This is a genomic window from Nocardia sp. NPDC004415, from assembly GCF_053602435.1.
Map to the genome: position 1 here is coordinate 63,254 of NZ_JBSGDP010000022.1, position 25,712 is coordinate 88,965.

25 protein-coding genes are annotated in these 25,712 nt (G+C 69.3%); 17 read left to right on the top strand and 8 right to left on the bottom strand.

All coding sequences use genetic code 11. The features are described 5' to 3' along the window. Nucleotides 1-90: 90 nt before the first annotated feature. The 12 genes from infA (at nt 91) to ACWEMY_RS13525 (ending at nt 8,783) form a co-directional block, all read left to right on the top strand. Nucleotides 91-312 carry a translation initiation factor IF-1 gene (infA, locus tag ACWEMY_RS13470; RefSeq protein WP_003418601.1) on the top strand — a complete coding sequence of 74 codons (222 nt, stop codon included), beginning with the start codon at nt 91-93 and terminating at the stop codon, nt 310-312. Between the two features lie 148 nt (nt 313-460). After that, nucleotides 461-574 (top strand): 50S ribosomal protein L36, encoded by a 114-nt coding sequence (gene rpmJ / locus ACWEMY_RS13475; RefSeq protein WP_011207363.1) that lies wholly within the window; start codon nt 461-463, stop codon nt 572-574. 177 nt (nt 575-751) lie between these two features. Then, on the top strand, nt 752-1,123 hold the full coding sequence (gene rpsM, locus ACWEMY_RS13480; protein ID WP_452390248.1) for a 30S ribosomal protein S13: 372 nt from the start codon (nt 752-754) through the stop codon (nt 1,121-1,123). A gap of 9 nt (nt 1,124-1,132) precedes the next feature. Continuing rightward, complete coding sequence (gene rpsK / locus ACWEMY_RS13485; RefSeq protein WP_019045110.1) at nt 1,133-1,546, top strand: 30S ribosomal protein S11; 414 nt, start codon at nt 1,133-1,135, stop codon at nt 1,544-1,546. A gap of 21 nt (nt 1,547-1,567) precedes the next feature. Further along, complete coding sequence (gene rpsD / locus ACWEMY_RS13490; protein ID WP_019045111.1) at nt 1,568-2,173, top strand: 30S ribosomal protein S4; 606 nt, start codon at nt 1,568-1,570, stop codon at nt 2,171-2,173. 93 nt (nt 2,174-2,266) lie between these two features. After that, a complete protein-coding gene (locus ACWEMY_RS13495) occupies nt 2,267-3,325 on the top strand; it encodes a DNA-directed RNA polymerase subunit alpha (RefSeq protein ID WP_022567324.1) in 1,059 nt (352 codons plus the stop codon). A 44-nt stretch (nt 3,326-3,369) separates the two neighbouring features. Then, nucleotides 3,370-3,879 carry a 50S ribosomal protein L17 gene (gene rplQ, locus ACWEMY_RS13500; RefSeq protein ID WP_375934350.1) on the top strand — a complete coding sequence of 170 codons (510 nt, stop codon included), beginning with the start codon at nt 3,370-3,372 and terminating at the stop codon, nt 3,877-3,879. A 75-nt stretch (nt 3,880-3,954) separates the two neighbouring features. Then, the gene (gene truA / locus ACWEMY_RS13505; protein WP_452390261.1) at nt 3,955-4,794 is read left to right on the top strand and encodes a tRNA pseudouridine(38-40) synthase TruA; all 840 of its coding nucleotides are present in this window, start codon (nt 3,955-3,957) and stop codon (nt 4,792-4,794) included. A gap of 272 nt (nt 4,795-5,066) precedes the next feature. Further along, nucleotides 5,067-5,441: an SHOCT domain-containing protein gene (locus ACWEMY_RS13510; RefSeq protein ID WP_452390249.1), complete on the top strand. Its 375-nt coding sequence runs from the start codon at nt 5,067-5,069 to the stop codon at nt 5,439-5,441. Between the two features lie 20 nt (nt 5,442-5,461). Further along, nucleotides 5,462-6,436 (top strand): helix-turn-helix domain-containing protein, encoded by a 975-nt coding sequence (locus ACWEMY_RS13515; RefSeq protein ID WP_452390250.1) that lies wholly within the window; start codon nt 5,462-5,464, stop codon nt 6,434-6,436. Between the two features lie 253 nt (nt 6,437-6,689). After that, nucleotides 6,690-7,664 carry an AraC-like ligand-binding domain-containing protein gene (locus ACWEMY_RS13520; RefSeq protein ID WP_452390251.1) on the top strand — a complete coding sequence of 325 codons (975 nt, stop codon included), beginning with the start codon at nt 6,690-6,692 and terminating at the stop codon, nt 7,662-7,664. 213 nt (nt 7,665-7,877) lie between these two features. Further along, complete coding sequence (locus tag ACWEMY_RS13525) at nt 7,878-8,783, top strand: nitrilase-related carbon-nitrogen hydrolase (protein ID WP_452390252.1); 906 nt, start codon at nt 7,878-7,880, stop codon at nt 8,781-8,783. 9 nt (nt 8,784-8,792) lie between these two features. Here the strand turns inward: ACWEMY_RS13525 and ACWEMY_RS13530 are convergent, their stop codons facing one another. After that, a complete protein-coding gene (locus tag ACWEMY_RS13530; protein WP_375934362.1) occupies nt 8,793-9,119 on the bottom strand; it encodes a metal-sensitive transcriptional regulator in 327 nt (108 codons plus the stop codon). Between the two features lie 129 nt (nt 9,120-9,248). Here ACWEMY_RS13530 and ACWEMY_RS13535 point away from each other — a divergent pair, with 129 nt between their 5' ends. Beyond that, entirely contained in the window at nt 9,249-10,058 is an 810-nt protein-coding gene (locus ACWEMY_RS13535) for an S-methyl-5'-thioadenosine phosphorylase (protein ID WP_375934365.1), read from the top strand. Between the two features lies 1 nt (nt 10,059). Here the strand turns inward: ACWEMY_RS13535 and ACWEMY_RS13540 are convergent, their stop codons facing one another. The 3 genes from ACWEMY_RS13540 to ACWEMY_RS13550 form a co-directional block, all read right to left on the bottom strand. After that, nucleotides 10,060-11,037, bottom strand: coding sequence for a GAF domain-containing protein (locus tag ACWEMY_RS13540; protein ID WP_452390253.1), 978 nt, complete (start codon nt 11,035-11,037; stop codon nt 10,060-10,062). 84 nt (nt 11,038-11,121) lie between these two features. Further along, entirely contained in the window at nt 11,122-11,502 is a 381-nt protein-coding gene (locus tag ACWEMY_RS13545; protein WP_452390254.1) for a MerR family transcriptional regulator, read from the bottom strand. Nucleotides 11,503-11,532: 30 nt separating this feature from the next. After that, complete coding sequence (locus tag ACWEMY_RS13550) at nt 11,533-12,552, bottom strand: NADP-dependent oxidoreductase (RefSeq protein ID WP_452390255.1); 1,020 nt, start codon at nt 12,550-12,552, stop codon at nt 11,533-11,535. Between the two features lie 66 nt (nt 12,553-12,618). Between ACWEMY_RS13550 and ACWEMY_RS13555 the strand changes: the two genes are divergently transcribed. Continuing rightward, nucleotides 12,619-13,179 carry an NADPH-dependent FMN reductase gene (locus ACWEMY_RS13555; protein WP_452390256.1) on the top strand — a complete coding sequence of 187 codons (561 nt, stop codon included), beginning with the start codon at nt 12,619-12,621 and terminating at the stop codon, nt 13,177-13,179. On the opposite strand, the gene eccE is transcribed toward ACWEMY_RS13555, so the two are convergent. Beyond that, nucleotides 13,176-14,819, bottom strand: a complete 1,644-nt coding sequence (gene eccE, locus ACWEMY_RS13560; protein WP_452390257.1) for a type VII secretion protein EccE — start codon at nt 14,817-14,819, stop codon at nt 13,176-13,178. The two genes, ACWEMY_RS13555 and eccE, sit on opposite strands and share 4 nt — an antisense overlap. A gap of 113 nt (nt 14,820-14,932) precedes the next feature. Between eccE and eccB the strand changes: the two genes are divergently transcribed. Then, a complete protein-coding gene (gene eccB, locus ACWEMY_RS13565) occupies nt 14,933-16,414 on the top strand; it encodes a type VII secretion protein EccB (RefSeq protein ID WP_452390258.1) in 1,482 nt (493 codons plus the stop codon). A gap of 189 nt (nt 16,415-16,603) precedes the next feature. Here the strand turns inward: eccB and mycP are convergent, their stop codons facing one another. Then, nucleotides 16,604-18,016, bottom strand: a complete 1,413-nt coding sequence (gene mycP / locus ACWEMY_RS13570) for a type VII secretion-associated serine protease mycosin (protein ID WP_452390259.1) — start codon at nt 18,014-18,016, stop codon at nt 16,604-16,606. Beyond that, nucleotides 18,013-19,479, bottom strand: a complete 1,467-nt coding sequence (gene eccD, locus ACWEMY_RS13575) for a type VII secretion integral membrane protein EccD (RefSeq protein ID WP_375934390.1) — start codon at nt 19,477-19,479, stop codon at nt 18,013-18,015. The genes mycP and eccD overlap by 4 nt, the downstream gene beginning before the upstream one ends. Nucleotides 19,480-19,665: 186 nt before the next feature. Here eccD and eccCa point away from each other — a divergent pair, with 186 nt between their 5' ends. Together eccCa and ACWEMY_RS13585 are read left to right on the top strand one after the other, a co-directional pair. Continuing rightward, nucleotides 19,666-23,703, top strand: coding sequence for a type VII secretion protein EccCa (gene eccCa / locus ACWEMY_RS13580; protein WP_375934393.1), 4,038 nt, complete (start codon nt 19,666-19,668; stop codon nt 23,701-23,703). Further along, entirely contained in the window at nt 23,700-25,136 is a 1,437-nt protein-coding gene (locus tag ACWEMY_RS13585) for a type VII secretion-associated protein (protein ID WP_452390260.1), read from the top strand. Before eccCa ends, ACWEMY_RS13585 begins: the two co-directional genes overlap by 4 nt. A gap of 118 nt (nt 25,137-25,254) precedes the next feature. Here ACWEMY_RS13585 and ACWEMY_RS13590 read toward each other — a convergent pair whose 3' ends face one another. Beyond that, nucleotides 25,255-25,527, bottom strand: a complete 273-nt coding sequence (locus tag ACWEMY_RS13590; protein WP_375934402.1) for a helix-turn-helix transcriptional regulator — start codon at nt 25,525-25,527, stop codon at nt 25,255-25,257. Nucleotides 25,528-25,712: the final 185 nt, after the last annotated feature.

Consider the following 25,712-nt stretch of genomic DNA (forward strand, 5'->3'; position numbering starts at 1 on the left):
TGCACCCATGCGCCGACTGCTCGCGTGTCAGCGAGCAGCTACGAGGCAATCCAAACTCAGGTTAGAAGCATAACCGGGATCGCGGAGGATATGGCGAAGAAAGACGGGGCCATCGAGGTCGAGGGTCGAGTTGTCGAGCCGCTGCCCAATGCGATGTTCCGGATCGAGCTCGAGAACGGTCACAAGGTTCTCGCGCACATCAGCGGAAAGATGCGGCAGCACTACATTCGTATCCTTCCGGAGGACCGCGTGGTCGTCGAGCTGTCGCCCTACGACCTCTCACGCGGCCGGATTGTCTACCGCTACAAGTGAGACCTGCTCGACGCCGCGAGCCTGACCGGCACGCGGCGTCGCCTGGTGTTCCGGCCCAGGCCGGAGCGCGCTACAAGACTTCCCCAGTCGTCGGCTGGGGAAAAACTGTGTTCACAGACCTTGTGGACCAAGAAAAGATTGGACGGACGTGAAGGTTCAGCCGAGCGTCAAGAAGATCTGCGAGAAGTGCAAGGTGATCCGCCGTCACGGCCGGGTCATGGTGATCTGCGACAACCTGCGCCACAAGCAGCGCCAGGGCTGATCCAGCAGCACCGCCGGGCACCGATCGTCTGATCGGACTGACCGAAAAGAAGAACTCCCAGCTCCAGCACGCACGTACTTGTGCGCGCCAACCACCGGTACGGAGGCCGGTGCCCCCACCTGAAAGACGGGGGGACGGACAGGGAGCAGACCTCCGCAACCAGAAGGAACCTGCCACATGGCACGTCTGATGGGCGTCGATCTCCCGCGCGAAAAGCGCATGGAGATCGCGTTGACCTGCATTTTCGGAATCGGGCGCACCCGCGCCACCGAGATCCTGGCTCAGACCGGCGTCAGCCCGGACCTGCGCTCGAAGGATCTCAGCGACGACGACCTGACCAAGCTCCGCGACTACATCGAGGCGTCGGAGTTCAAGGTCGAAGGTGACCTGCGCCGCGAGGTCCAGGCCGATATTCGCCGCAAGATCGAGATCGGCTGCTACCAGGGCATCCGCCACCGTCGTGGCCTGCCCGTTCGTGGTCAGCGCACCAAGACCAACGCGCGTACGCGTAAGGGTCCGAAGAAGACCGTCGCCGGCAAGAAGAAGTAGGGATAGCGTATGCCTCCGAAGAGCCGGGCCGCTGGCCCGAAGAAGACTCAGAAGTCGCGTCGCCGGGATAAGAAGAACATCCCGCACGGCCACGCGCACATCAAGAGCACGTTCAACAACACCATCGTCTCGATCACCGACCCCGAGGGCAACGTGATCTCGTGGGCGTCCTCGGGCCACGTCGGCTTCAAGGGTTCGCGTAAGTCGACCCCGTTCGCCGCGCAGCTCGCCGCCGAGAACGCTGCCCGCAAGGCGCAGGAGAACGGTGTCAAGAAGGTCGACGTGTTCGTGAAGGGCCCGGGTTCGGGCCGCGAGACCGCGATCCGTTCGCTTCAGGCCGCAGGCCTCGAGGTCGGCTCGATCTCCGATGTCACCCCCCAGCCCCACAACGGCTGCCGGCCGCCCAAGCGCCGTCGCGTCTAGCGGGAAAGGAAACAGCTAAAAATGGCTCGTTATACAGGCCCCATCACCCGCAAGTCGCGTCGTCTGCGCGTCGACCTCGTCGGAGGCGACCAGGCGTTCGAGCGTCGTCCTTACCCGCCCGGCCAGCACGGCCGCGCGCGGATCAAGGAATCCGAGTACCTGATGCAGCTGCAGGAGAAGCAGAAGGCTCGCTTCTCCTACGGCGTCATGGAGAAGCAGTTCCGTCGCTACTACGAAGAGGCCAACCGCCTCAAGGGCAAGACCGGCGACAACCTGCTGCGTCTGCTCGAGTCGCGTCTGGACAACGTCGTGTACCGCGCCGGTCTGGCGCGCACCCGTCGTCAGGCTCGTCAGCTCGTCAGCCACGGCCACTTCGTGGTCAACGGCGTCAAGGTGAACGTCCCGAGCTACCAGGTCTCCCAGTACGACATCATCGATGTCAAGGAGAAGTCGCTGCCGACGCTGCCGTTCCAGGTGGCGCGTGAGACCGTCGGCGACCGTCCGGTCCCGGGTTGGCTGCAGGTCGTCCCCGGCCGTCTGCGCATCCTGGTGCACCAGCTGCCCGAGCGCGCGCAGATCGATGTGCCGCTGCAGGAACAGCTCATCGTCGAGTACTACTCGAAGTAAGCGTTTCGACGGTAGGGGCCGCACTGTGCGGCGGCCCCTGCAATCACTGATTAGGCGTCAAATAGCGGACGCCCTGACAGGAAGTAGATCCTCATGCTGATTTCCCAGCGTCCGACACTGACCGAAGAGGTTGTGGCGGAGAACCGCTCGAAGTTCACCATCGAACCCCTCGAGCCGGGCTTCGGTTACACCCTCGGCAACTCGCTGCGTCGTACCCTGCTGTCCTCCATCCCGGGGGCCGCGGTCACGAGCATCCGCATCGACGGTGTCCTGCACGAGTTCACCACCGTTCCCGGTGTGAAGGAAGACGTCACCGACATCATCCTGAACCTCAAGGGTCTGGTCGTGTCCTCCGAAGAGGACGAGCCGGTCACCATGTACGTGCGTAAGCAGGGCCCGGGCACCGTCACCGCCGGTGACATCGTCCCGCCGGCCGGCGTCGTCGTGCACAACCCGGACATGCACATCGCCACCCTGAACGACAAGGGCAAGCTCGAGATCGAGCTCGTCGTCGAGCGGGGCCGCGGTTACGTGCCCGCCGTGCAGAACAAGGCGACCGGTGCGGAAATCGGCCGGATCCCGGTGGATTCGATCTACTCCCCGGTGCTCAAGGTGACCTACAAGGTCGAGGCCACCCGTGTCGAGCAGCGCACCGACTTCGACCGTCTCATCCTCGACGTGGAGACCAAGAACTCCATCACGGCCCGGGACGCGCTGGCTTCGGCCGGTAAGACCCTGGTCGAGCTCTTCGGGCTGGCCCGTGAGCTCAACGTCGAAGCCGAGGGCATCGAGATCGGCCCCAGCCCGGCCGAGGCGGATCACATCGCCTCCTTCGGTCTGCCGATCGAGGACCTGGACCTCACCGTCCGGTCCTACAACTGCCTCAAGCGCGAGGGTGTGCACACGGTGGGCGAGCTCGTGGCCCGCACCGAGTCGGACCTGCTGGACATCCGCAACTTCGGCCAGAAGTCCATCGACGAGGTCAAGGTCAAGCTGCACGCGCTCGGCCTCTCGCTGAAGGACTCGCCCGCTTCGTTCGACCCGTCCTCCGTGGTGGGTTACGACGCGAGCACCGGCACCTGGAGCGATTCCGGCACTTTCAGTGACACCGACGGCGGCGAGCAGGACTACGCCGAGACCGAACAGCTCTAGGTCATCGGGGGGCACCCCGGTAGACCTTTCCCAAGGAGAATCCAATGCCCAAGCCCAAGAAGGGTGCTCGCTTCGGCGGGTCGGCGTCGCACCAGAAGGCGATCTTCGCCAACCTGGCCACGGCGCTTTTCGAGCACGGTCGGATCACGACCACCGAGTCGAAGGCCAAGGCGGTTCGCCCCTACGCCGAGAAGCTCATCACCAAGGCGAAGGGCGGCACCCTGGCCGACCGTCGCGAGGTCATGAAGGTCATCCGCAACAAGGACATCGTGCACGCGCTGTTCGCGGAGATCGGCCCCTCGTTCGAGGGTCGCGAGGGTGGCTACACCCGCATCACCAAGGCGCTGCCGCGCAAGGGTGACAACGCGCCGATGGCCGTCATCGAGCTCGTCCGCGAGAAGACCGTGACCAACGAGGCCGACCGGGCCCGTCGCGTCGCCGCTTCGCAGAAGACCGAGGCGCCCGCCGCCGAGGTCGCCGAGGAGAAGACCGAAGAGGTCGTCGCCGAGGCTCCGGCCGCCGATGAGGCCGCCGAGGACAAGAAGGACGCCTGATTCCCAGGTAGTTCCGGCCGAGCCCGTCACCCCGCGTGGGTGGCGGGCTCGGTTCTTTTCGTGGGAGAGGAAGCGATGCAGGAGACCGGCGAGACGACCCGGGTGCGTCTGGGGATCAGTTACGACGGCACCGATTTCACCGGCTGGGCGCGTCAGCCCGGCCTGCGTACGGTGCAGGGCGTGCTGGAGGACTCGCTGTCGAAGGTCTTCCGGGAGCCGATCCAGCTCACCGTCGCCGGGCGCACCGACGCAGGCGTGCACGCCGAGGGCCAGGTCGCGCATTTCGACACCACCGCCGAACTCGACGCCCCCAAGCTCCTGCACCGGATGGCCCGCTTCCTGCCCAAGGACGTGCGCATCACCGACGCGCGCCTCGCGCCCGCCGAGTTCGACGCGCGCTTCTCGGCGATGCGCCGCCACTACGTCTACCGGCTGACCACCGCCCCCTACGGCGCCGACCCGCTGCGCGCCCGCAGCGTCGTGGCCTGCAAGCCCGGCGTCGACCTCGACGCCATGCGCGCGGCCTCGCGGCACCTGCTCGGCCTGCACGACTTCGCCGCCTTCTGCCGCCGTCGCGAGGGCGCCACCACCGTGCGCGAACTGCAGCGTTTCGACTGGGTGCGCGAGGGCGAGCTGCTGAGCGCCTACGTCAGCGCCGACGCGTTCTGCTGGTCGATGGTGCGCAGCCTGGTCGGCGCGGTGCTGGCCGTCGGGGAGGGCAGGCGCACGCCGGAGTGGGTGAGCGGCCTGCTGGCCGAGACCGAGCGGTCGAGCGCGGTGACCGTGGCGCCCGCGCACGGCCTGAGCCTGGTCGCGGTCGACTATCCCGCCGACGCCGACCTGGCCGCCCGCAATGCCGAGACCCGCGAGGTGCGCACCGTGCCCGCGACGGGCGAGGGCTGCTGCGGCGACTGAGTTCCCGCGGGCGCCGCATTGTGCGCCGCCGACCCGGTAAGGGCCGGGCACACCCTGATATCGATGCGGCTTCGAGACACGCCGCGCACTTCCGCTGGGTTTCGCAAACCGTCGGCTAACGCTGGCGATGAATTGGTTCCGCAGGTGGGAGCCGTTACGGCGGTTCTCCTTGGTCGCAATAACAATTCGGTGCTAACTTCGGCATTCGAAGGCGGGTGCATCGGCAATCGCCCGGGAAATCATTGCCGGATAAAACGATTCAGGGGAACACCATGTCGTTCTGGGACGTTGTCTGGCTCATCATCATGAGCTTCGCATTCGTGGCGTATCTGCTGCTGCTCTTCATGATCATTTCCGACCTTTTCCGGGACAAGAAGACCTCCGGCTGGGTGAAGGCGATCTGGGTGGTGTTCCTGTTCATCCTGCCGTTGCTCACCGCGCTGGTGTATCTGATCGTGCGCGGTGGCGGTATGGCCGAGCGAACCGAGGTCGAGGCGAAACAGGTGAAGGCCGCGCAGGATCACTACATTCGCGAGACCGCGGGCACCAGCCCGGCCGCGCAGATCGCCGATGCCAAGAAACTGCTCGACACCGGTGCCATCTCCCAGGACGAATTCGATCGGCTGAAGGCGAAGGCGCTGGGCTGAGTTCGTGCCATGATCTCGCCATGGCGTTCGAGGGATTCCCCGAGGTCTGCTCGACCGGGCAGATCGCGGCGCCGGACGCGTTCGGGTACTGGGAACATCTGGTCACCGGCGCGCTCACCGAGGTGGCGATCGCGCCGACGGTGCCGCGCCCGTTCGCGGGGCGGATCAGATCGGCCGATTTCGGCGAGGTGGCCATCGGGACGGTGGCGGTCGAAGGGCACGAGCTGCGGCGGCATCGCCGTCACATCGCCAGGGCCGGGGAATTCCATGTCATCGGCAGTGTCGTGCTCGGCGGCTCGGCCCAGGTGGAGCACGCGGGCCACCGGGTCGAGCTCACCCCGGGCGCGATGGTCTTCTACGACACCACCCAGCCCATCAGCTGGCGCTCGGACGGCCCGATCGAGGACCTGACGATCCGGGTGCCCCGCCAGCGGGTGGTGGACTTCCTCGGGGTGCGCGCCGAGGCCCTGCCCGCCGGGCGGGTGATCGGCGGCGGCGAGGTGGGGTTCACGCTGGCCAGGTTCTTCCGCCGCGTCGCCGACCTGCACGCCACCGATCCCGCCGCGGCCGCGGTGCTCGCCGCCGCCGGGATCGATCTGCTCGGCGCGGCCGCCACCATCGCGGCCGGCCGGGAACCGGGCCGCGCCCAGGCCGAGGCGGTGACCCGTCAGCAGGTGCTGGACTTCGTGCACGCCCACTTCACCGACCCCGGCCTCTCGGTGGAGCGGATCGCGACGGGATGCCGGGTCTCGCGGCGCACGCTGTACCGGCTCGTCGACGACCTCGACGGCGGACTCGGGGCGCTGGTGCGCCGGCTGCGGGTGGAACGGGCCCGGACGCTGCTGGCAGCGGGGGAGGTCTCCTCGATCGCGGCCGTGGCGAGCGCGTCGGGCTTCGGCACCGAGCGGCAGTTCTACCGGGTCTTCCGCGCGGCCACCGGCATGACCCCGGGCGAATACCGGATTGTTGCCCGTGATGGTGGCGCGGCCGCGTGAAGCGGTATTGCGCGATCACCCGGAGTGATCTGCCTCACGTCGTGGTTGTCGAATGTGCTGTTCTCCCAATGGGTATCACCTGCGATAGGTCGTGCTAGTCGAATCTTCGGGGCTGCGCCGCGACGACGGATGAATCGGTTTCGGTGGAAAGGGACCGGATCATCTGGCAGGCTCAGCGGCCAGGAGCGTCCCGGTTTCCGGGTGACGCCCATTGTTTGCTGATCGATTCGGATTGGGGAGCGAGGTGGTTGGCGTGGTGTCGTCGGGGCCTCGCGTCGCGAACGAATCGTTCGCGCAGTGGGAGTCGATGCTCTCGGCGAGTTATGTGCCGCTGGCCGTGGACGCCGACCGCCAGGGGGGCTTCCACGGCTGGATCGACCGCGCGAGCATGCCGGATTTCGACCTGTCCACGCTGGGGTCGAGCGGCCAGTTCGTCCGCCGCACCCCGCGCTGTATCGGGCGCTCCGACGACGAGTTCCTGCTGGTCTCGATCCTGACCGAGGGGGTCGGTTCGCTGCACCAGGACGGTCGCGTCGCCGAGGTCACCCCCGGTGACATGGTCTTCTACGACACCTCCCGGCCCTACCACTGGGACCTCACGGCCGCGGACTGGGCGCAGGTGGTCATCCGGTTGCCGATGACCGTGGTCGAGGAGCAGTTCGGCACCGATCGCGCGCATCTGCCCACCGCGGTGCGGGTGGCCGCCGACAGCGCGGGCGGTGTGGTCGCCGGGTTCTTCCGCGATCTCGCCCGGATCCAGGGCGAAGCGCCCGGTCAGGCCGAGGTGCTGGCGGGCAACGCGGTGAGCCTGCTGTCCTCGGCCGTGCGCCTGGCGGTGGGTGACCTGCCGACCGGCCAGCCCGCGCAGGCGCTCACCCGCGAGCAGGTGCTGTCGTTCATGCGCAGCCGCTGCGCCGACCCGGCGTTGACCGTCGACGAGATCGCCCGGTCCTGCCTGGTCTCGCGCCGCACCCTCTACCGCCTCTTCGACGACGTGGGCGAGAGCCTCAGCGCCGTGCTGCGGCGCATGCGAGTCGACGGTGCCCGCGCGCTGCTCACCCGCGATCCCGCCCGCCCGGCCGCCTCGGTCGCGCTGTCGGCGGGATTCGCCTCCGAACGGCACTTCTTCCGGGCGTTCCGGCTGGAGATGGGGATGACCCCGGGGGAGTACCGGATGCTCGCGGCCGCGGCCCCCGGGGGCGGCCGGCTGCGCGGCGTGACCGCCTGAGCACACGCGGCGAATTATCGGGGATTGCCCGGAATACGATCAGGGCGAATACTGTTGACGTGCTGAATTCGCGACAGTCGCATTTCGCCGGGTTGGCACGGACGGTCAGTCGCCTGGCACGGTATGACAGTTTGGTGCGCGCCTATCTGAGAGAGAGTGAATCGAACACTTTTCAGGGATGAGCGACAGGGGTCACGGATGAGCCGAGTACGCGTGGCTGCGGTGCAAGCCGAGCCGAAGTGGTTGAACTTGTCTGCCGGGGTCGAGCAGGCCATCGAGTACATCGATGCGGCCGCCGACGGGGGTGCGCGATTGGTGGCCTTTCCGGAGACATTCCTGCCCGGATTTCCGTGGTGGATGTGGCTGAACTCGGTCGATTGGGGTGAGGAGTTCCTGTCCCGGTATCTGTCCAACGCGCTCACCGCCGATGGCCCGGAACTTCGCGCGATCGGATACGCCGCGCGCCGGAAAGGCATTCATGTCTCGATCGGTTTCGCCGAACGCGCCGGGCGTGAGGTATTCATGGCGCAGGCGCTGATCGACGGCGACGGCGACATCGCGGTGGTCCGTAAAGCCGAACCGACCGGCCTGGAACGCACCGTGTTCAGCCCGTCCGACGGCGGCCTGCTGATCCGCGACACCGAATACGGCCGCGTCGGTGTGCTCGGCGGCGCCGACCACCTGCGTTCCGAGCTGCGCGGCCGCATGCACGAGCAACGCGAGCAGATCCACATCGCGGCGTGGTCGGGTTTCACGGTGTACTACGGCGAGGGCAAGGAGTGGGGCCCCGAACTCAACACCGCCGCCAGCGTGCGCTACGCCATGGACGGCGCGACCCATGTGATCGCCCCGGTCGCGGTGGTGCCGGTGGCGGGCTGGGAGGTGGTCGACGCGCGCAGGCCAGATCGCAGGCTGCTGCACGGCGGCGGGGGCGTCTCGCGGATCTTCGGCCCCGGCGGGCTGGAACTCGCCCCGCCGCTGGGCGAGGGCGAGGAGGGGGTGATCTTCGCCGATCTGGACATCAACCGTCCCCTGCGCCCGGCGCCCTACTCCGACCGCCCGGCTTCCTGTCGCACACCCAGCGGCCGGATCACCCGCCGGGAACCGGCGCACACCTGATCGCCTCGCTCAGGAGCGCACCAGGCGGGCGATCGCGTCGGTGGCTTCCTTGATCTTGGCCTCGGCCTCGGGTCCGCCCGCGACGGCGGCATCGACCACGCAGTGACTGATGTGGTCTTCGAGCAGGCCCATCGCGACGGCCTGGAGTGCCTTGGTCATGGCCGAGACCTGGGTGAGGATGTCGATGCAGTACTTCTCCTCCTCGACCATCCGCTGCAGGCCGCGGGCCTGGCCCTCGATGCGGCGCAGGCGCTTGAGGTAGTCGTCCTTGGCGGTGATGTAGCCGTGGGCCGCGTGCTCGCAGCTCGGGTCGGTCTCGGGGGTGGGTGCGGTCACCGGGGTCTCCTCGCCTGCCTGGGTGCTCGCGGGGCGAGCTGATACCCCCCTAGGGTACAGAATCGGGCGGGGGTTGTCAGGTCAGGTCCCGGTGCTGCGCCCGGCCGGGCCGGGCGGGAGAATCAGGGCATGAGTTCGCTTCCCCGGCCCGCCCTCGCCGTCATCGGCGGCAGCGGTTTCTATGACTTCTTCGACAACGACGTCACCCACGTCGAGGTCGACACCCCGTACGGCGCCCCGAGCGCGCCCGTCGCGATCGGCGAGGTCGACGGACGGCCGGTGGCCTTCCTGCCGCGCCACGGCAAGCAGCACGAGTTCGCCCCGCACACCCTGCCCTACCAGGCCAACCTGTGGGCCCTGCGCTCGCTGGGCGTGCGCCGGGTGTTCGCGCCGTGTGCGGTCGGCAGCCTGCGCGCCGACTGGGGGCCGGGCACCGTCGCGGTGCCGGATCAGCTCGTCGACCGGACCTCGGGCCGCCCGCAGACCTACTTCGACGGCGGCGGCGTGCACGTCTCCTTCGCCGACCCGTACTGCGACGAGCTGCGTGCCGCCGCCGTGAAGGCGGCCGGTGACGACCTGCGCGTCGAGGACGGCGGCACCATGGTCGTGGTGCAGGGCCCGCGCTTCTCCACCCGCGCCGAGAGCCGCTGGTTCGCCGGGCAGGGCTGGGACCTGGTGAACATGACCGGGCATCCCGAAGCGGTCCTCGCCCGCGAACTGGAGATGTGCTACAGCGCGGTCGCGCTGATCACCGACCTCGACGCGGGCCTCGAGGAGGGCGACGGCGTGCACGCGGTGGACGTGTTCGCCGAGTTCAAGAAGAACCTGGGCCCGTTCAAGGAACTGATGCGCCGGGCCGTGTCGGCCGTCGACGGCACCGACACCTGCGAGCGCTGCCGCGTGCACGCCGGGGTCTCGCTGCCCTTCGAACTGCCCTGACTCACGCGGGCGGCGTGGTGACCTGCAGCTGAGCCAGCACGAAGGCGGGCACCACGTCGCTGCCGGGCAGCGGCGAGACCTCCACGTCGGCGGTCAGCCAGCCGCCGTTCTCGGCGGCCAGCCGCAGCGCGGGCAGCGCGGCCCGGCCGGCGCCCGCCATGATCTGCGCGCGGGCGGCGGCGATCCTGGCCCGATCCTCGGGATGCGGCACGGTCCGCTCGTCGGCGCCGCGCCAGCGCAGCCCGGGCACCGGCTCGGTCACCCAGCGCACCATGCGCACCTGCGCGGTGTCGAGGATGACCAGATACAGCCCCGGCTGGGTGTCGCGCAGCAGTTCCAGGGTCGCCGCCTCGAACGACTTGGGTTGCGGGACAACGCTGTCGGTGACGTCGACGGCCAGGCCACGCCAGTCGAACCGGTCGGCGGCACTGTTGCGCGCCGCCAGCAGCAGCGAACGCGGCCCGGTGCCGGAGTGCACCGTCGCGATCGCCGACCACCGGCTGCCCGGCTCCGAGCGGGTCAGCGCCGCGACGACATCGAGCGCGCCGTCGAAGCGCTCGATGCGCTGGAACTGTTCTGCCCCGGTGTATTCGACCGGCGTGGCCCCGAAGTGCGGGCCGAGGCCCGCGGGCATGGTGCGCACGACGCGGGCGTGCGCGTCGACCCGGAACGGCGCGACGCCGAGCCGCTCCTCCGGTGCCCGCGCGCCCACCCACACCAGCACCGCGTGCACCCCGCCATCGGACCACCGCACCGGATCGGCCCGGAAGACCGCCTCCGACCAGGCATTCCGCGATTTCGGCAGCACCTGATCGACCCGCTCGCCGGAGGCGTGCGCGGTCGCCACCAGTGGTCGCAGCCGGGGCGGGACGGCGCGCTGATACGACGCCCACTCCCGCGGCGTCGTCCCCGCCGTCAGCATCGACCAGCTGTCCGGCGGGCCGAGTGTCTCCACCAGTTGCCATCGCCCGATGATCACCACTGCCCCCTTCGCGTCACCACCCCGCCTACGAACACGACCCGGACCATCGTGCCCGATCGAGCGCGCGCGGTGTGGGGCAGGTCAGCGGGCCGGATCGTCCTGGGCCAGCCACGGCATCCGTTCCACCATCCGGTCCCGCAGCTCGGTGAGCCGGGCGATGCGCCGCTCGAGCTCGGCCACCCGTGGCCGCCCGATGGCCGCGTAGCCGTCGGTGCAGCGCGGCTCGAACGGAAACCGCTGCGGCAGCTCACGATCCAGGTACGGCTGGAAGGCGCGCACGTCCTCGACGGTGAAGCCGATCTCGAGCAGTTCGCGGATATTGCGCACCCGCGCCACCGTGTCCTCGCCGTAGGTGCGATAGCCCGCGGGCGTGCGGTCGCTGGTGAGCAGGCCGAGTTCCTCGTAGAAGCGCAGTGCCCGCCGCGTCACCCCGGTGCGCGCTGCGAGTTCCCCGATGAGCATGGATCATCCCTTCGCCGCTGTGTGGTCAGGTCAACGCGTGTGGCGCACGACAACCTTCCCGCGATATTCCCCGCGCACCAGATCCAGCAGCGCGCGCGGGGCGTTCGCCAGGCCGTCGACGATCGTCTCGGTTCGCACGATGGCGTCATCGGCGAGCCATTCCCGCAGGCGGCGGCCGTATTCGGGCGCCAGGTGCAGATGATCGAAGGCGGTGAAGCCGCGCAGGGTCAGGCGCTTGCCGATCACCGGCAGCAGATCTCCCGGCCCGGCATCGGGGATGCCGCCCGCGCGCTGACGGGCCAGCGCGCCGCACAGGGCGACGCGGCCACCGGGATTCATGACCTCGATGGCGGCGCGCAACTGCTCGCCGCCGACGGTATCGAAGTAGACGTCGATCCCGTCGGGAGCGAGCGCGCGCAGCCGGTCGGCGACGGGTCCGTCGTGGTAGTCGAAGGCGGCGTCGAAGCCCAGCTCACCGACGGCGTAGGCCACCTTCGCCGCCGATCCCGCGCTCCCGATGACCCGGCCCGCGCCGAGCAGCCGGGCGAGCTGACCGGCCAGCCCGCCGGTCGCCCCGGCCGCACTGGAGACGAACACCGTGTCGCCGGCACGCATTCCGGCCACCGCGGTCAGCCCGGCATAGGCCACCAGGCCCGGGCCGAGATGGGTCGAGGGCGAGTCGTAGGCATCGGCGTCGACGGCGCGCACCGTCGCGATGTCGGCGACGGCGTGGTCGCGCCAGCCCAGCCGGTGCGTCACCAGCGTCCCCGGTGGCAGCGCCTCGTCCCCGGACAGCACCACCTCGCCGATCGCGTCGCCGCTGAGCGGTTCGCCGATCCCGAAGGGCGGCATCGGGATTCCCGGATAGGCGCCGATGCGCATGAGCAGGCCGGGATCGAGTGCGGTGAACAGGTTGCGGATCAGCACCTGGCCGGGCGCGGGTTCGGTGACGGGCAGTTCGACGAGCGCGAAATCGGCGGGCTCGGGGAAGCCCGCGGGGCGGGAGATCAGCTGGATCGCACCGGTGGTGCGGGCAATGGTCTCGATCATGGCCCGACGCTAAAGCTTCACGTATGCGTGAAGGTCAAGCGCGACGCGCGCGGATAGGCTCACCGCATGCAGACACCGTTGCGGTTGGAGGTCATCGTCGCCAGCGTCCGGCCCGAGCGGTTCGCGCCGGTGGTGGCGGACTGGTTCCTCGCCGAGGCCGCGCGGCGATCCGAATTCGAGGTCGGCGTGCTGGACCTGCGCGAGCTCGCGTTGCCCGTCGATCTCACCGAAACGGAGGCGGTGCGGCAGTTCCGGGACCGCATCGGGGCCGCCGATGCCTTCGTGGCGGTGACCTCGGAGTACAACCACGGCTATCCGGCGTCGCTGAAGACCGCGCTGGACAGCGTCAAACACGAATGGCGGGCCAAGCCGATCGGATTCGTGTCCTACGGCGGGCTCTCCGGCGGCCTGCGCGCGGTCGAACAGCTGCGGCAGGTGGTCACCGAACTGCACATGGTCCCGGTGCGCGAGTCGGTGAGCTTCGCCCAGGCCAAGCGCCGCTTCGACGCCGCGGGCGGCACCGACGACCGCGCCGCGATCGACGCCTCGGCCCGGATGCTCGGCCAATTGGCCTGGTGGGGGCGGACTCTGCGCGCGGCGCGAACCGCCGATCCGTATCCGGGCTAGGCGTTGGCCATCTGGCGCTGCCCGCGCGGCTGACCGATGTAGGTCGCCTCGCGCGGGATGGACACCAGGCTCAGATTCACCCGCGTGGTGCCGGTGCGCAGCACCACCCGGTTGCCGACCGCGCCCGGCTGGTAGATCTCCAGATCGGGCCGCGAGGCGGGCCAGCCGTTGGGATCGCCGGTGAGGTAGATGGTGGTGACACCCGCGTGCGGGGCGGGCGCGAGCACGCCGTCGACGATGGTCGCGGTGAATCCCGCGTCGGACTGGTGGGTCTCGACCGCGATGGTCAGCCGCTCGGGGTTGCCGACGGTGTTCACCAGGTGCTCCCACGCCTGCGCGCGGTCGGTGCGCACCAGCACCCGCTCACCCACGGCCAGCGCGCGGAACACCAGCTGCTGGGCCAGATACAGCTCGCCCGCCACATAGACGGTGGAGATGCCCGAACCGATGATCCTGGCCGCGACGCCGTTGCCCTCGTCGTCGGAACCCAGCAGCTGCCCGCACCCGGCCGAGGGCAGGTGCAGCGCACCGATGACGTCGATCGGGTACTCGGTGGTCGGGATGGTGTCGTCCAGGCCGGGCACCGCGATCGGCAGGTGCGCGAGCAACGCGTCGCGATGACGCCCGTTCATCGACACCATGCCCTTGTTCTTGGTCTTCTCCGGCAGTTCACGGGCGGTCAGCCGCCAGGCCGCGCCCACGCTCACCGACTCGGCATCGCTGCCCGGCCGCAGCCGCACCGAGACCGTGGTGCCGCGCGAGGGCGCCACCCACAGCTGGGCGAGCAGATCCGAACCGAGCTGCTTGGGGTCGACCGCGCTGCCGATATTGACCGCGTTGCCGATCTCGGCGTACTTCCAGCGCTGGCTCAGTGTGCGCGGGTCGAGGCCGGTGGTGATCTGCTGCACGGCCTTACGGATCTCGGGGGCGGTGAGGATGCGGGCGTTGCAGTCGGCGTCCTCGAGCGTGCGCATGATGCGCTGGGTGGCGATGGTGACCGCGCGCGAGGCGCCGTCGGTGCCGCCGCCACGACGTTCGGCCGCGTCCGGGCAGCGCACCGCGTCGAAGCTGATGGCCAGCCACACCGTGCGATGCGCGGTCGCGGGCAGCGGGCCGAGCAGCGATTCGTAGATCGCGCCCGCGGGCGTGCCCGAGCGGCTGCGGTGGCCGTGGCTGATGATGTCGATGCCGCTGAGCAGGATGTCGTGCTGGTTGAGGCAGGCGGCCAGCTCGGGCAGCGGCAGCAGGTGCGAGGCGTGGACCGTGGTGCGGGCGATGCGGGTCAGCCCGCCGCGCGGCGGCAGCACCTCGACCACGGTGACCACGCGGCTGCCGTCCCAGTACAGGCCGAGCGAGCGGCCGTCGGTGTCACGGAAGTCGACGGTGTCGCCGAGGGTGTACTCGCGCTTGCCCAGATACCGGCGCACGGTGGCGATCCAGTCGAGCAGGGTCCGCTTGCCGAGCGGGATCAGCGGGATCAGCGCCACCACCACGGCGATGCCGAGCGCGATCCACGGATTCAGCCCGCACACCAGCGCGACCACCCCGACGATCAGGCCGATGACCTGCGCGGTCAGCAGGTGCGGCAATGTGATCCGACCGAACAGCGGGCGCGGTCCCGTACCGGTGAACTCGGCCATTCGTTCCTCCCCCAGGTACCCGATTGTCGATCGGCCGATGGCCGAATGCGAACAAGTGCTGCGGGGAACTGTACTGTGTTGCCCGGACGAGAGCACTGTTCGGGGGAGGAACCATGCCTTCAAAACCCACAACGCGCTGGCAGGTCAGCGGGTACCGCTTCCTGGTGCGGCGGATGGAGCACGCCCTGGTGCGCCGGGACGTGCGCATGCTGCACGATCCGATGCGCGCCCAGACCCGTGCTTACGTGGTCGGATTGGTGCTCGGCATCGTCGTGCTGGCCGGCTGTGGCGTGCTCGCGCTGCTCAAGCCGCAGGACAAGATCGGCGACAACAAGATCCTGATCGCCAAGGAATCCGGTGGCGTCTACGTGGTCATCGACAATGTCGTGCATCCCGCGCTGAACCTCGCCTCGGCCCGCCTGGCCGCCGGTGAGGCGTCGAAGGCGGCGGTGGTCAAGGAATCCGAGCTGAGCAAGAAGCCGCGCGGTCAGCTGATCGGTATTCCCGGCGCGCCCTCGTCGATCCTCTACGACAAGGACGGCAAGGGCCGGACCTGGACGGTGTGCGACCGGCTCAAGGCCGACGGCAGCGCCAACCTGACCACCTCGGTGCTGGCGGGTTCGCCGGATCTGGGGGCCAAGGCGGCCAAGCTGGAGGCCGGTAAGGCACTGCTGGTCCAGGGCAAGGACTCGCTCTACCTGGTCTACGACGGCAAGCGGGCGCGCGTGAAGATGGACGACGCCCCCGTCGTCCAGGCGCTCGGCATCAGCGGGGCGACCCCGCGCACCATCAGCGAGGGCCTGCTCAACGCCATTCCCGAAGTGCTGCCGATCATCACCCCGACGATCGACAACCCCGGCGGCGTGCCGACCTACAACGTGAGTGGTCACCGGATCGGTGATGTGGTCCAGGTGTTCAACGAGTCGAACCAGAACTACGTGGTGCTCCAGGACGGGCTGCAGCCGATCTCGGCGCTGACCGCCCAGATCATCCGCAACTTCTACCCGACGATCATGAACGGCACCACGATCCAGTCGACGGACCGCACCTACGCGCCGAAGCTGCAGAACCCGCTGAAGGTGGACCACTACCCGACGGATCGTCCGACGCTCGTCTCCGACAAGGACCAGCCCGTTAGCTGCATGTCCTGGAAGCCCATCGCCGGCGCCACCGACAACGCCGACGGCACCGCCCGCGCGGAACTCTCGCTGCTCACCGGCATCGACGTGCCCATCCCGGACAAGGCCAAGCTGGTCGACCTCGCCCAGGCCGACGGCGCGGGCCCCAACGCCGACTCGGTCTACATCCCGCCCGCCTCCGGCGCCTACGTCCAAGCCACCGGCATCGAACCCGACAGCCGCCGCAAGGACAGCCTGTTCTACATCGCCGACACCGGCGTGCGCTTCGGCATCAAGAACACCGACGCGGTCAAGGCCCTCGGCCTGGAGAAGATCACCGCCGAACCCGCCCCCTGGCCGATCATCGGCCTCCTGGCCGGCGGCCCCAGCCTCGGCCGCGAAGACGCCATGGTCGCCCACGACGGCATCGCCCCCGACCCGTCCCCCGCGAAGAAGCCTGTCGCCCAGGTCAACTGAATCCTGTCGGGGGACAGCCCGCAGCCGGTCATCCCGACCGGCTGCGGGCTTTATTCGTAGGTCCGGTCGTCTGCCCGGGCGCACGACAGTGGTGTGTGATCCGGTCTCATCGAACCGGAATAGGGTGGTTAGCCAACGGAATCGGGCCGTGCTCCAGAGGAAGCACAGCCCGATTCCGGTTCTGATCTCTTACAGGTCGTCCGAGGTCATCCCGAATCTGCGGCGAATGGGGAACGAGGCCAGGACGCCGAGCGTGAGGATCAGGGCGATGGCGCCGGTGCCGATCAGGGCCACGTTGCGGGCCAGATGGTCCGGGGCGGGCTCGGGGGCGGGGACCGCGAGTTGCACGCTGCGGGGCGGTGAGGACTGCTTGGGGGGCAGTGCGGCCGGGACCTCGTTGGTCAGGGCGGCGATGGGATCGACTGTGCCGTAACCGATATAGGGGTTCCAGCCTTCGGCGGGTGCGTGGGCGGTCGCCTCGAGGCGTTCGATGACCTGCTTGGCCGACAGCTCGGGGAATCGGGCACGCACCAGCGCGGCTACGCCCGCCACGTAGGGCGAGGCGAAGCTGGTGCCGCTGTAGGCGAGGTACTTGCCCTGGTTGTCGTACTTGCCGTTGGAGATTCCGGTCGTGCGCGCGTCCAGTGATGTGACGCCTTCACCAGGCGCGGCGATGCCGACCCACGGACCGGGCACGGTGAACGAAGAAGGTGCGCCGTTGTTGTCGACCGAGCCGACCGAGAGCACGTACTCGTCGAACCAGGCGGGGCTCACGTACGTCCGGATGGACTCCCACAGGTCCTGTGCAGGCTTGAGCGGATCCGGGGTCGGATTGCCGTTCTTGCAGGTGTCGGAATTGCCTGCCGAGCTGACGATGACGACATTCTTCTCGATCGCCGCATACCGCACCGCGGCGCCGAGTGCGCCATAGGCCGCGTCCTTCACCGATGTTCCGTCGGTGCAGGCGACCAGGGAGATGTTGATGACCGTGGCGCCGAAATCGGCGGCTCGCCGAATGGCCGCGGCCAGCGTGGACACCTTGCCATAGCTGTCGGGGAAGTCATCGGGTGACTTGTTGCGTCCCGCGCCTTCCGCCTGCCACAGCGCACTGGTCTGGCGAATGCTGAGGATGCGCGATTCCGGCGCGACACCGGCGAAACCCTGGCCGTCGATCTTGGTCGCCCCGATGATCCCGGCGACGACGGTGCCGTGCACGTCGCAGTCGTCGGTGCCGTCACCACCCGCCGCCACGTAGTCGCCGCCGTGCCACAGATCCGGCAGCCGCGGATGCGCCGCGACGCCGGTGTCGATCACCGCGACGAGCTGTCCCGCACCACGCGAGAACTCCCACGCGCGATCCAGATCCAGCGAGCGCTGGGTGGTCGGCACGGCCACTTCGGTGGTCGGCTGGGTGCGGAAGCACATGCCGTTCACGCCGCTGCCCTGCTCGGTCTTGTCCGGCGGCGCCGCCGGATCACCGGCGGGCAGCAGGCCCATATCGATCGCGGGCGGTCGGTCGGCTGACGCGGTCCCGCCGAGCCCGACCCCGGCACTCAGGCCGACGGCCAGCGTGACCGCCGTCAGCCGAAGGCCCAGCCTCACAGCCCGCGGACCAGCGAGTAGAGATCAGCGACCCAGAACACCAGCGGCAGTACCGCGGCGACGAACGCGTATTCCAGCAGTTCGGCCGCGCGCCGCATCGGCGGGGTGGCCGACTGGTTGGGCACGATCAGGCCGATCACCAGCGCGGCGATCAGGATCGTGACGGCCGCGCCGAAGACCAGCAGCGGCTGTTCCATCTCGACCGAGACACCGACAAGCATGAGCAGCACGATCGCCGAGCCACCCGCGATGAGCACGATGGCCTGCTCGGCGCCCGCGTAGGTGCGGCTGCGGAACATCAGCACCACCGAGCACACCAGCGCCAGCGCGATCCCGGGCCAGAACGGATCGTCGGCTCCGGCGTCGGTGGACAGCAGCGCGCCGACGACGGTGACCAGCGTGGTCGCGCCGACCAGTCCGGCCAGGTAGTTGCGGGCCCGCTCCGACCGCGCGCGCAGGGCGTCGAGGGTGGGCAGGGCGCGATGGTCGTCGGGATCGTCCTCGGTCGGATCGATCGGGGTGCCGGGGGAGGGGACCGGCGGCAGCGGCAGTTTGGCCAGCGCCATCGACACCCGCGGCGCGAGCGACAGCGCGGCCAGCCCCAGCGCGGCCACGACCGCGCCGACGGCCTTGACCGGCTGATCGGTGAGCAGGCCGACCAGCGCGGCGGGAACGATGAACACCGAGATCGTCGCCGTACCGATGAACAGCGCCAGGCCCACGCCGGTCACCCGCCAGGCCAGCACCGCCGTGGCGCCGAGCAGCGCGCCGCCCAGCAGCAGATGCGCCCAGCCGTAGTGATCGGGCACCAGCAGCATGCCGCCGGTGAACGCGGTCGGCAGCGCGCAGCCGCCGAGGACCAGCGCCGCCGAGGTGTCGCCGTACATGCGGCTGAGCACGGTGCCGGCGACCACGCACAGGATGGCGACGAACAGCGCCACCGAGCCGGTGATCCAGGACGGCAGCGCGTCCGGCGCGGCCAGCAGGCCGAAGCAGCCGACCAGCATGGTGATCGCGGCGAGCACCGAACCGGTGATCCGGGCCGTCTTCGGCGTCCAGCTGCGGTAGTGCTCGGCGTCGGCGATCGCGACGTTGTACATGATGTCGTCGAACAGCGGGGTCGGCGCGGTGTGCGAGGCGCTCTCGAGCATGAGCAGTTCGCCGTCGCGCACGCCCTGCTCGCCCAGGCTCAGCGAGTTCGAGAACGGGGGATGACCGATGCGGGCCAGCACCCATTCGGCGGGCTCGTAGCGCTCGCCCTCGTTGTCGAACGTATTCGACCGGCTGTGCTGAGCGACCATGTCGACCACGCTCGGAATCACCAGCGCCACCGGGACATCGACCGGAATAGCCATGTCGACCTGCGTGTGCTTGGCCAGAATGGTCACCCGGGCAAGGTCCGGCGCGCGAACGATACCGCGCGCGGAGTCTTCATCCACATGATCGAGTCGCGCGTGCGTCAAAACTCCCCCAACTCCGTCTCTACCTCGTGTTTCCGCTCGACCACTGGAGATGGTCGACAGTTTGCGGAACCCACCGCTCGGACAGCAGAATGCCTGACGAACCATACGACATGTCGGCCGCTACCTCTACACTGAGCCCGTCGTGCGGACAGACAGCGAGTAGTCAAGCAGGGGGAGTCTTCGACCATGAGCACAGTTCGGTTCCAGCGCCGTGCCCGGCGCGAGATGCCGCGCACGCCCGGTGGCGAGGTCACCCTGCAGCCGCCGCCGGAGATTCCCCGGATCACCCCCGGCAACCTGCTGATGAAGCTGATGCCCGTGGTCATGGTGGTCGGCATGGTCGGCATGATGGCGCTGATGTTCACCCAGGGCAGCGGCATGCTGTCCAACCCCATGTCGATGATGTTCCCGCTGATGATGATCATGTCGATGGTCACCATGTTCGGTCAGGGCAACGGCAAGGGTGCCAAGGCGGCCGAGGCCAACGAGGACCGCAAGGACTACCTGCGCTACCTCGACCAGGTCCGCAAGGACGTCGACGAGACCGCCACCCAGCAGCGCGCCGCCGTCGAGTGGAGTCACCCCGAGCCCGGCCTGATCTGGATGCTCGCCGGAACCAGCCGCATGTGGGAGCGCCGCTCCGGCGACAAGGACTTCTGCCACGCCCGCATCGGTCTGGGCGGTCAGCGCCTGGCGACCCGGCTGGTCGCCCCCGAGACCGGCCCGGTCGAAGAGCTCGAGCCCATCGCGGCGGTCTCCCTGCGCCGCTTCGTGCGCGCGCATTCCACCGTCCCCGACCTGCCCACCGCCATCGCGGTGAAGGGCTTCGGCACCATCGCCCTCGACGGCGACCGCGCCCAGGCCCGCGACATGACGCGCGCGATGCTGTTGCAGCTGTGCATGTTCCAGGCGCCCGACCAGGTGCTCGTCGCCGTGGTCTGCGGCCCGGACACCGCGCGCGAGTGGGAGTGGACCAAGTGGCTCCCGCACACCCAGCACCCCGAGGTGACCGACGGCATCGGCACCCAGCGCATGTTCTACGGCTCCATCCGTGAGGCGCTGAGCAGCCTGCACCCGCTGCTGGGCAACCGCGTGCGCTACTCGCGCAACCAGCCGAACAACCCCAACCTCGTGCACGTGGTGATCGTGGTCGACGGCGGCCTGCTCGAGGCCGAGGACGACCAGCTGCGCGAGTCCGGTTTCGAGGGTGTCACCATCATCGACCTGTGCAATTACGCACCGCGCCTTGCGGTTTCGCGCGGCATCAAGATGGTCGTCGAAGACGGCGAGTGCCTCGGCCGCGGCGCCACCGGCAACCAGGAACGCTTCGCCACCATCGACCGGGTCAGCGCCGAGCAGGCCCAGCAGGCCGCCCGCAGGCTCGCCCCGTACCGCGCGGCCAGCCAGCGCAGCAGCGATATCGAGACCGAGGAAACCGAGACCATCTCCAGCTGGGCCCAGCTGATGAACCTCGGCGACATCGGCAACTTCAACCCGGCCAGCGCCTGGCGTCCCCGCTACGGCCGCGAGCGGCTGCGCGTCCCGTTCGGTCTCGGCGCCGACGGTGCCCCGGTCGAGCTCGACATCAAGGAAGCCGCCGAGAACGGCATGGGCCCGCACGGCCTGTGCATCGGCGCCACCGGTTCCGGTAAATCCGAGTTCCTGCGCACCCTGGTCCTCAGCCTGCTGGCCACCCACTCGCCCGACCAGCTCAACCTGGTCCTGGTCGACTTCAAGGGTGGCGCGACCTTCCTCGGCCTCGACGGCGTCCCGCACGTGGCCGCGGTCATCACCAACCTCGAGGACGAGGCCGACCTCGTCGACCGTATGAAGGACGCCCTGGCCGGTGAGATGAACCGCCGCCAGGAGGTCCTGCGTCAGGCGGGCAACTTCGCCAACGTCTCCGAATACGAGAAGGCCCGCGCCGCCGGCGCCGATCTCGACCCGCTGCCCGCGCTGTTCGTGGTGCTCGACGAGTTCTCCGAACTGCTCACCCAGCATCCCGATTTCGCCGAGTTGTTCGTCATGATCGGCCGCCTCGGCCGCTCGCTGCAGGTCCACCTGCTGCTGGCCTCGCAGCGCCTGGAAGAGGGCAAGCTCAAGGGCCTGGAGAGCCACCTGTCCTACCGCATCGGCCTGAAGACCTTCTCCGCCAACGAGTCCCGCCAGGTCCTCGGTGTCCCCGACGCCTACAACCTGCCCAGCTCGCCCGGTGGCGGTTACCTCAAGTCCGACTCCGGCGAGATCCAGCGGTTCCAGGCGTCCTACGTCTCCGGCGCCTATGTCGGTGGCGGTTCTGCGCGCGAGGTCACCAGCGCGGGCATCGTCGGCGGTGAGATCGACGTCAACGCCCGCCCGTTCAACGCCTCGCACGTCGGTTTCCGCACCTCCGACCGGGTGCCGGTGCCGGTGGAGTCGAGCTTCGAGCCCGAGCCGATCAGCGAGGAGGGCGAGCAGATGTCGAATCTGAACATGCTCGTCGCCCGGATCGCCGGCCACGGCCGCCCCGCGCACGAGATCTGGCTGCCGCCGCTGGACGAGGCGCCCACCCTCGACCAGCTGGTCCCGCGCTCGATCCTCACCGGCGAGGTGCTGCCGGTGGCCACCCTGCGTGCCCCGATGGGCATCGTCGACCGGCCCTACGACCAGCGCCGCGACCCGTTCGTCGTCGACCTGTCGGGTTCGCGCGGCAACGTCGCCGTGGTCGGTGGTCCGCAGTCGGGTAAGTCCACCGCGCTGCGCACCATGATCATGGCGATGTCGCTCACCCACACTGCCGAGCAGGTGCAGTTCTACTGCCTCGACTTCGGTGGTGGCACCCTGGCCAGCCTGCAGGGCCTGCCGCACGTGGGTTCGGTGGCCAGCCGCCTCGACGAAGACCTGGTGCGCCGCACCGTCTCCGAGATGACCACCATCGTCCGCACCCGTGAGGCCCGCTTCCGTCAGCTCGGCATCGAATCGATGACCGAGTTCCGCCGGCTGCGCGCGACCGATCCCGCGTCCAGCCCGGCCGCGGCGGGCGCGCACGAGGATCCGTTCGGCGATGTCTTCCTGGTGATCGACGGCTTCGGCTCGATCCGCCAGGACTTCGACGCGCTCGAGCAGACCATCATGAACCTCGCCGTGCAGGGTCTGTCCTACGGCGTGCACGTGGTGATCGCGCTGAACCGCTGGGCCGAGGCCCGGCCCGCGCTCAAGGACCAGATCGGCACCCGCATCGAGCTGCGTCTCGGTGACCCGATGGACTCCGACCTGGGCCGCAAGTTCGCCTCGCTGGTGCCGCAGGGCCGCCCCGGTCGCGGTATGACCGCCGAGTGCCTGCACATGCTCACCGGTCTGCCCCGCATCGACGGCTCGGCCGAGCAGTCGAACCTGGGCCAGGCGGTCACCGCCGCGGTCGAGACCATCGCCCGGATGACCCCGGGCCGCCCGGCCCCGCAGGTCCGCATGCTGCCCGACCAGCTGCCGCGCGAGCAGCTGCTGTACCTGGCGGGCAACTGGCCCTCGCGGGTCGATCCGGCCACCAAGTGCCTGCGCATCCCGATCGGTATCAACGAGGCCGAGCTCGCCCCGATCTACATCGATTTCGCGGAGAGCCCGCACTTCATCATCATCGGTGACTCCGAGTCCGGTAAGACCACGCTGCTGCGCTCGATCATCGACGGTATCGCCGCCTCGAACACACCCAACGAGGCCCGCTTCATCGTCGGTGACTACCGCCGCACCATGCTCGGCCTGATCCCCGAGGGCTACCAGGCCGGATACGGTTCCACCGCACCGCAATTCACCACCAACATGAACGACCTCGCCGCCTACGTCGCCAAGCGCACCCCCGGCCCGGAGGTGACCCCGCAGCAGCTGCGCGAGCGGTCGTGGTGGAGTGGCCCGGAACTGTATGTGATCGTCGACGACTACGACCTGGTCGCCACCTCGCAGGGCAACCCGGTCGCCGCGCTGGTCGAGCACCTCCCGCACGCGCGTGACCTCGGCTTCCACCTGATCATCGCCCGTCGCTCCGGTGGCGCCAGCCGTGCCATGTACGAGGCGACGCTGGCGCGGATGAAGGACCTCGGCTCGGCCGCGCTCGTCATGAGCTGCAGCAAGGACGAGGGCGTGATGGTCGGTACCACCCGCCCCGGCCCCAAGCCGCCGGGCCGCGGCACCTACGTCACGCGTAACAGCGAGGGCCTGGTCCAGACCGCCTGGATGCCGCAGCCGGAATGACCACCGTCGAGCTGGTCGTCAGCGAAGCCAAAGTCTGGGCCCGGGGCACCACCACGCACTGGGACGGTCCGCCGTCGGTCGTGTTGGGCAGCAACGGTTCCGATCTCGTCGTCGGGGAACCGCTGACCCCACCCACCCAGGTGGTCTCGGCGATCCAGTACCTCGGCGCCGACCGCATCGCCATGCCTCCCGGCATGCCGAGCGCCGCGCAGGCCCTGTCCGCGGTGCTCGGCGCGATCATGGACAACCTCGGCGTCGCGGGGCCCTGCGACCGCATGGTGGTCATCCATCCGACGGTCTGGGGCCAGCGCGCCCTCGATCTGTTCGGTTCCGTCGCACAGCAATTCGCGCACGAAGTGGCGTTCGAGTCCTGCGCCGTGCGCGCCTCCGACGTCGACGACGCGACCCGGCGCAGCCGCCGCACCGCGATCATCGAGTTCGGCCTGCTCTCCACCACCGCGACCGCGGTCGGTTACGAGACCAACGGCACCGTCATCGAGGCCGTCGAAGCCGAACCGACCCTGTCGGCGGCCGAACTCGCCACCGAGGACGGCTGGCACCGGCTCGAGGGCCTGCTCACCCGGCTGCTGATCGACCGCCCCGCCGACGTGGTGCAGGTGTTCGGCACCACCGACCCGGCGGTGCTGTCGGCGATCACCGCCGCCGCCGAGAGCGTGTGCGGCGCGAAGACCACGGTCAGCCCGCTCACCGGCACCGACCTGTCGCGCCCGGCCCCCCAGGGCCCCGCCTACACCCCGACCATCCCGCCCGCCGCCGAGTGGATGCAACCGCTGCGCGAGCGTGCCGCGGCCACCAACCCGGTCGACAACCGCCCGCTCTACTACGGCGCCGCGGCCCTGGCCGTCGTCATCGCCGCGGCCGCGGTCGGCGGTTTCTTCCTGTTCGGCGGCTCCGCCGACAAGGAGGCCACGGCCGCCACCGCGACCACCACCACCGCACCGACCACCACCCTGGTCCGGCCGTCGACCACCACGACGAACCCGGTGCCCACCACCGTCAATGTCGGCCGTGTCGTCGTGGACGTCCCCGCCGGCTGGCACCGCTCCGCCGCCGCCGACCCCACCCTGCGCGCCGACCTGGTCCCCGACGACGGCGCCCGCCGCCGCATCACCATCGCCCAGAAACCGGTCAACGCGGGCGCGGGCTACGACGAGATCGCCGCCGACCTCGCCGCCCAGATCAAGAAGAAGCCCGCCGGCACCGTCACCGAAGTCCGCCGCGACGTGGTCTTCGCGGGCCGCCCCGGCCTCTCCTACGAAGAACGCCCCGCCGACGGCTCCACCGTCCGCTGGCACGTCATCGTCGACCGCGGCGTCCAGGTGAGCGTCGGCTGCCAATACGCCGAAAACGGCTGGGAGGGCGTGCAACCGGCCTGCGAACAGGTCGTCAGCGGCGTACGGGTGGGGTTGTAGCGACTTGCGGTCGGCCGGAGCTCGCCGAGGGCGCGTCGGTTCAATCCTGCGGCACTTGTAGCGGCTTGCTGCGTCGGGTTCGGAGTGCACCGTCGCCTGGGACGGCTCGATCGCGATGTCAGCTGGCGGTGCGGCCGAACATCTCGTCGACGAGGTCGGGCACCGTGGTGCCGAGGACCTTGCTCAGGGCGATCAGCGTCGACAGGCGCGGGTTCGCCGGTGACTGCGTGCTGCGCACGCCCCAGCCACGTTCGAGTAGCTGGTAGTGCTGACGGCTGATGCCCGCGGCGTGCGCGACCTCTTCCTGACTGAGCCCCCTGGCCTCGCGTAGCGCGGCCAGCCGCTGCCCCAGAATCGCCACGAGCTGCTTCTCGACGGCGGATTCGGACACCTCAATGAGGCTTCCCAGACGCTCCGCCCACGTCGACCATCTATAGATGGCATCATGTCGGGTTCTGTGTTATGGCGACAATGCGGCTATGAGCCCCTATCGGGTTCGGTTGCTGAGTCGTCGCCAACAGATCAGTGCCGCACCAAGATTCAGGAATCCGTAGTGGATGTCGGTGCGACGTTCCC

What these genes read in the sequence shown, in the direction of transcription:
- ACWEMY_RS13495 (WP_022567324.1), top strand. Translation starts at nt 2,267, where the DNA reads ATGCTGATTTCCCAGCGTCCGACACTGACCGAAGAGGTTGTGGCGGAG.
- truA (WP_452390261.1), top strand. Translation starts at nt 3,955, where the DNA reads ATGCAGGAGACCGGCGAGACGACCCGGGTGCGTCTGGGGATCAGTTAC.
- ACWEMY_RS13510 (WP_452390249.1), top strand. Translation starts at nt 5,067, where the DNA reads ATGTCGTTCTGGGACGTTGTCTGGCTCATCATCATGAGCTTCGCATTC.
- rpsM (WP_452390248.1), top strand. Translation starts at nt 752, where the DNA reads ATGGCACGTCTGATGGGCGTCGATCTCCCGCGCGAAAAGCGCATGGAG.
- ACWEMY_RS13585 (WP_452390260.1), top strand. Translation starts at nt 23,700, where the DNA reads ATGACCACCGTCGAGCTGGTCGTCAGCGAAGCCAAAGTCTGGGCCCGG.
- rplQ (WP_375934350.1), top strand. Translation starts at nt 3,370, where the DNA reads ATGCCCAAGCCCAAGAAGGGTGCTCGCTTCGGCGGGTCGGCGTCGCAC.
- rpsD (WP_019045111.1), top strand. Translation starts at nt 1,568, where the DNA reads ATGGCTCGTTATACAGGCCCCATCACCCGCAAGTCGCGTCGTCTGCGC.
- eccB (WP_452390258.1), top strand. Translation starts at nt 14,933, where the DNA reads ATGCCTTCAAAACCCACAACGCGCTGGCAGGTCAGCGGGTACCGCTTC.
- eccE (WP_452390257.1), bottom strand. Translation starts at nt 14,819, where the DNA reads ATGGCCGAGTTCACCGGTACGGGACCGCGCCCGCTGTTCGGTCGGATC.
- rpsK (WP_019045110.1), top strand. Translation starts at nt 1,133, where the DNA reads ATGCCTCCGAAGAGCCGGGCCGCTGGCCCGAAGAAGACTCAGAAGTCG.
- ACWEMY_RS13550 (WP_452390255.1), bottom strand. Translation starts at nt 12,552, where the DNA reads ATGATCGAGACCATTGCCCGCACCACCGGTGCGATCCAGCTGATCTCC.
- ACWEMY_RS13545 (WP_452390254.1), bottom strand. Translation starts at nt 11,502, where the DNA reads ATGCTCATCGGGGAACTCGCAGCGCGCACCGGGGTGACGCGGCGGGCA.
- ACWEMY_RS13515 (WP_452390250.1), top strand. Translation starts at nt 5,462, where the DNA reads ATGGCGTTCGAGGGATTCCCCGAGGTCTGCTCGACCGGGCAGATCGCG.
- ACWEMY_RS13535 (WP_375934365.1), top strand. Translation starts at nt 9,249, where the DNA reads ATGAGTTCGCTTCCCCGGCCCGCCCTCGCCGTCATCGGCGGCAGCGGT.
- infA (WP_003418601.1), top strand. Translation starts at nt 91, where the DNA reads ATGGCGAAGAAAGACGGGGCCATCGAGGTCGAGGGTCGAGTTGTCGAG.
- eccCa (WP_375934393.1), top strand. Translation starts at nt 19,666, where the DNA reads ATGAGCACAGTTCGGTTCCAGCGCCGTGCCCGGCGCGAGATGCCGCGC.
- ACWEMY_RS13555 (WP_452390256.1), top strand. Translation starts at nt 12,619, where the DNA reads ATGCAGACACCGTTGCGGTTGGAGGTCATCGTCGCCAGCGTCCGGCCC.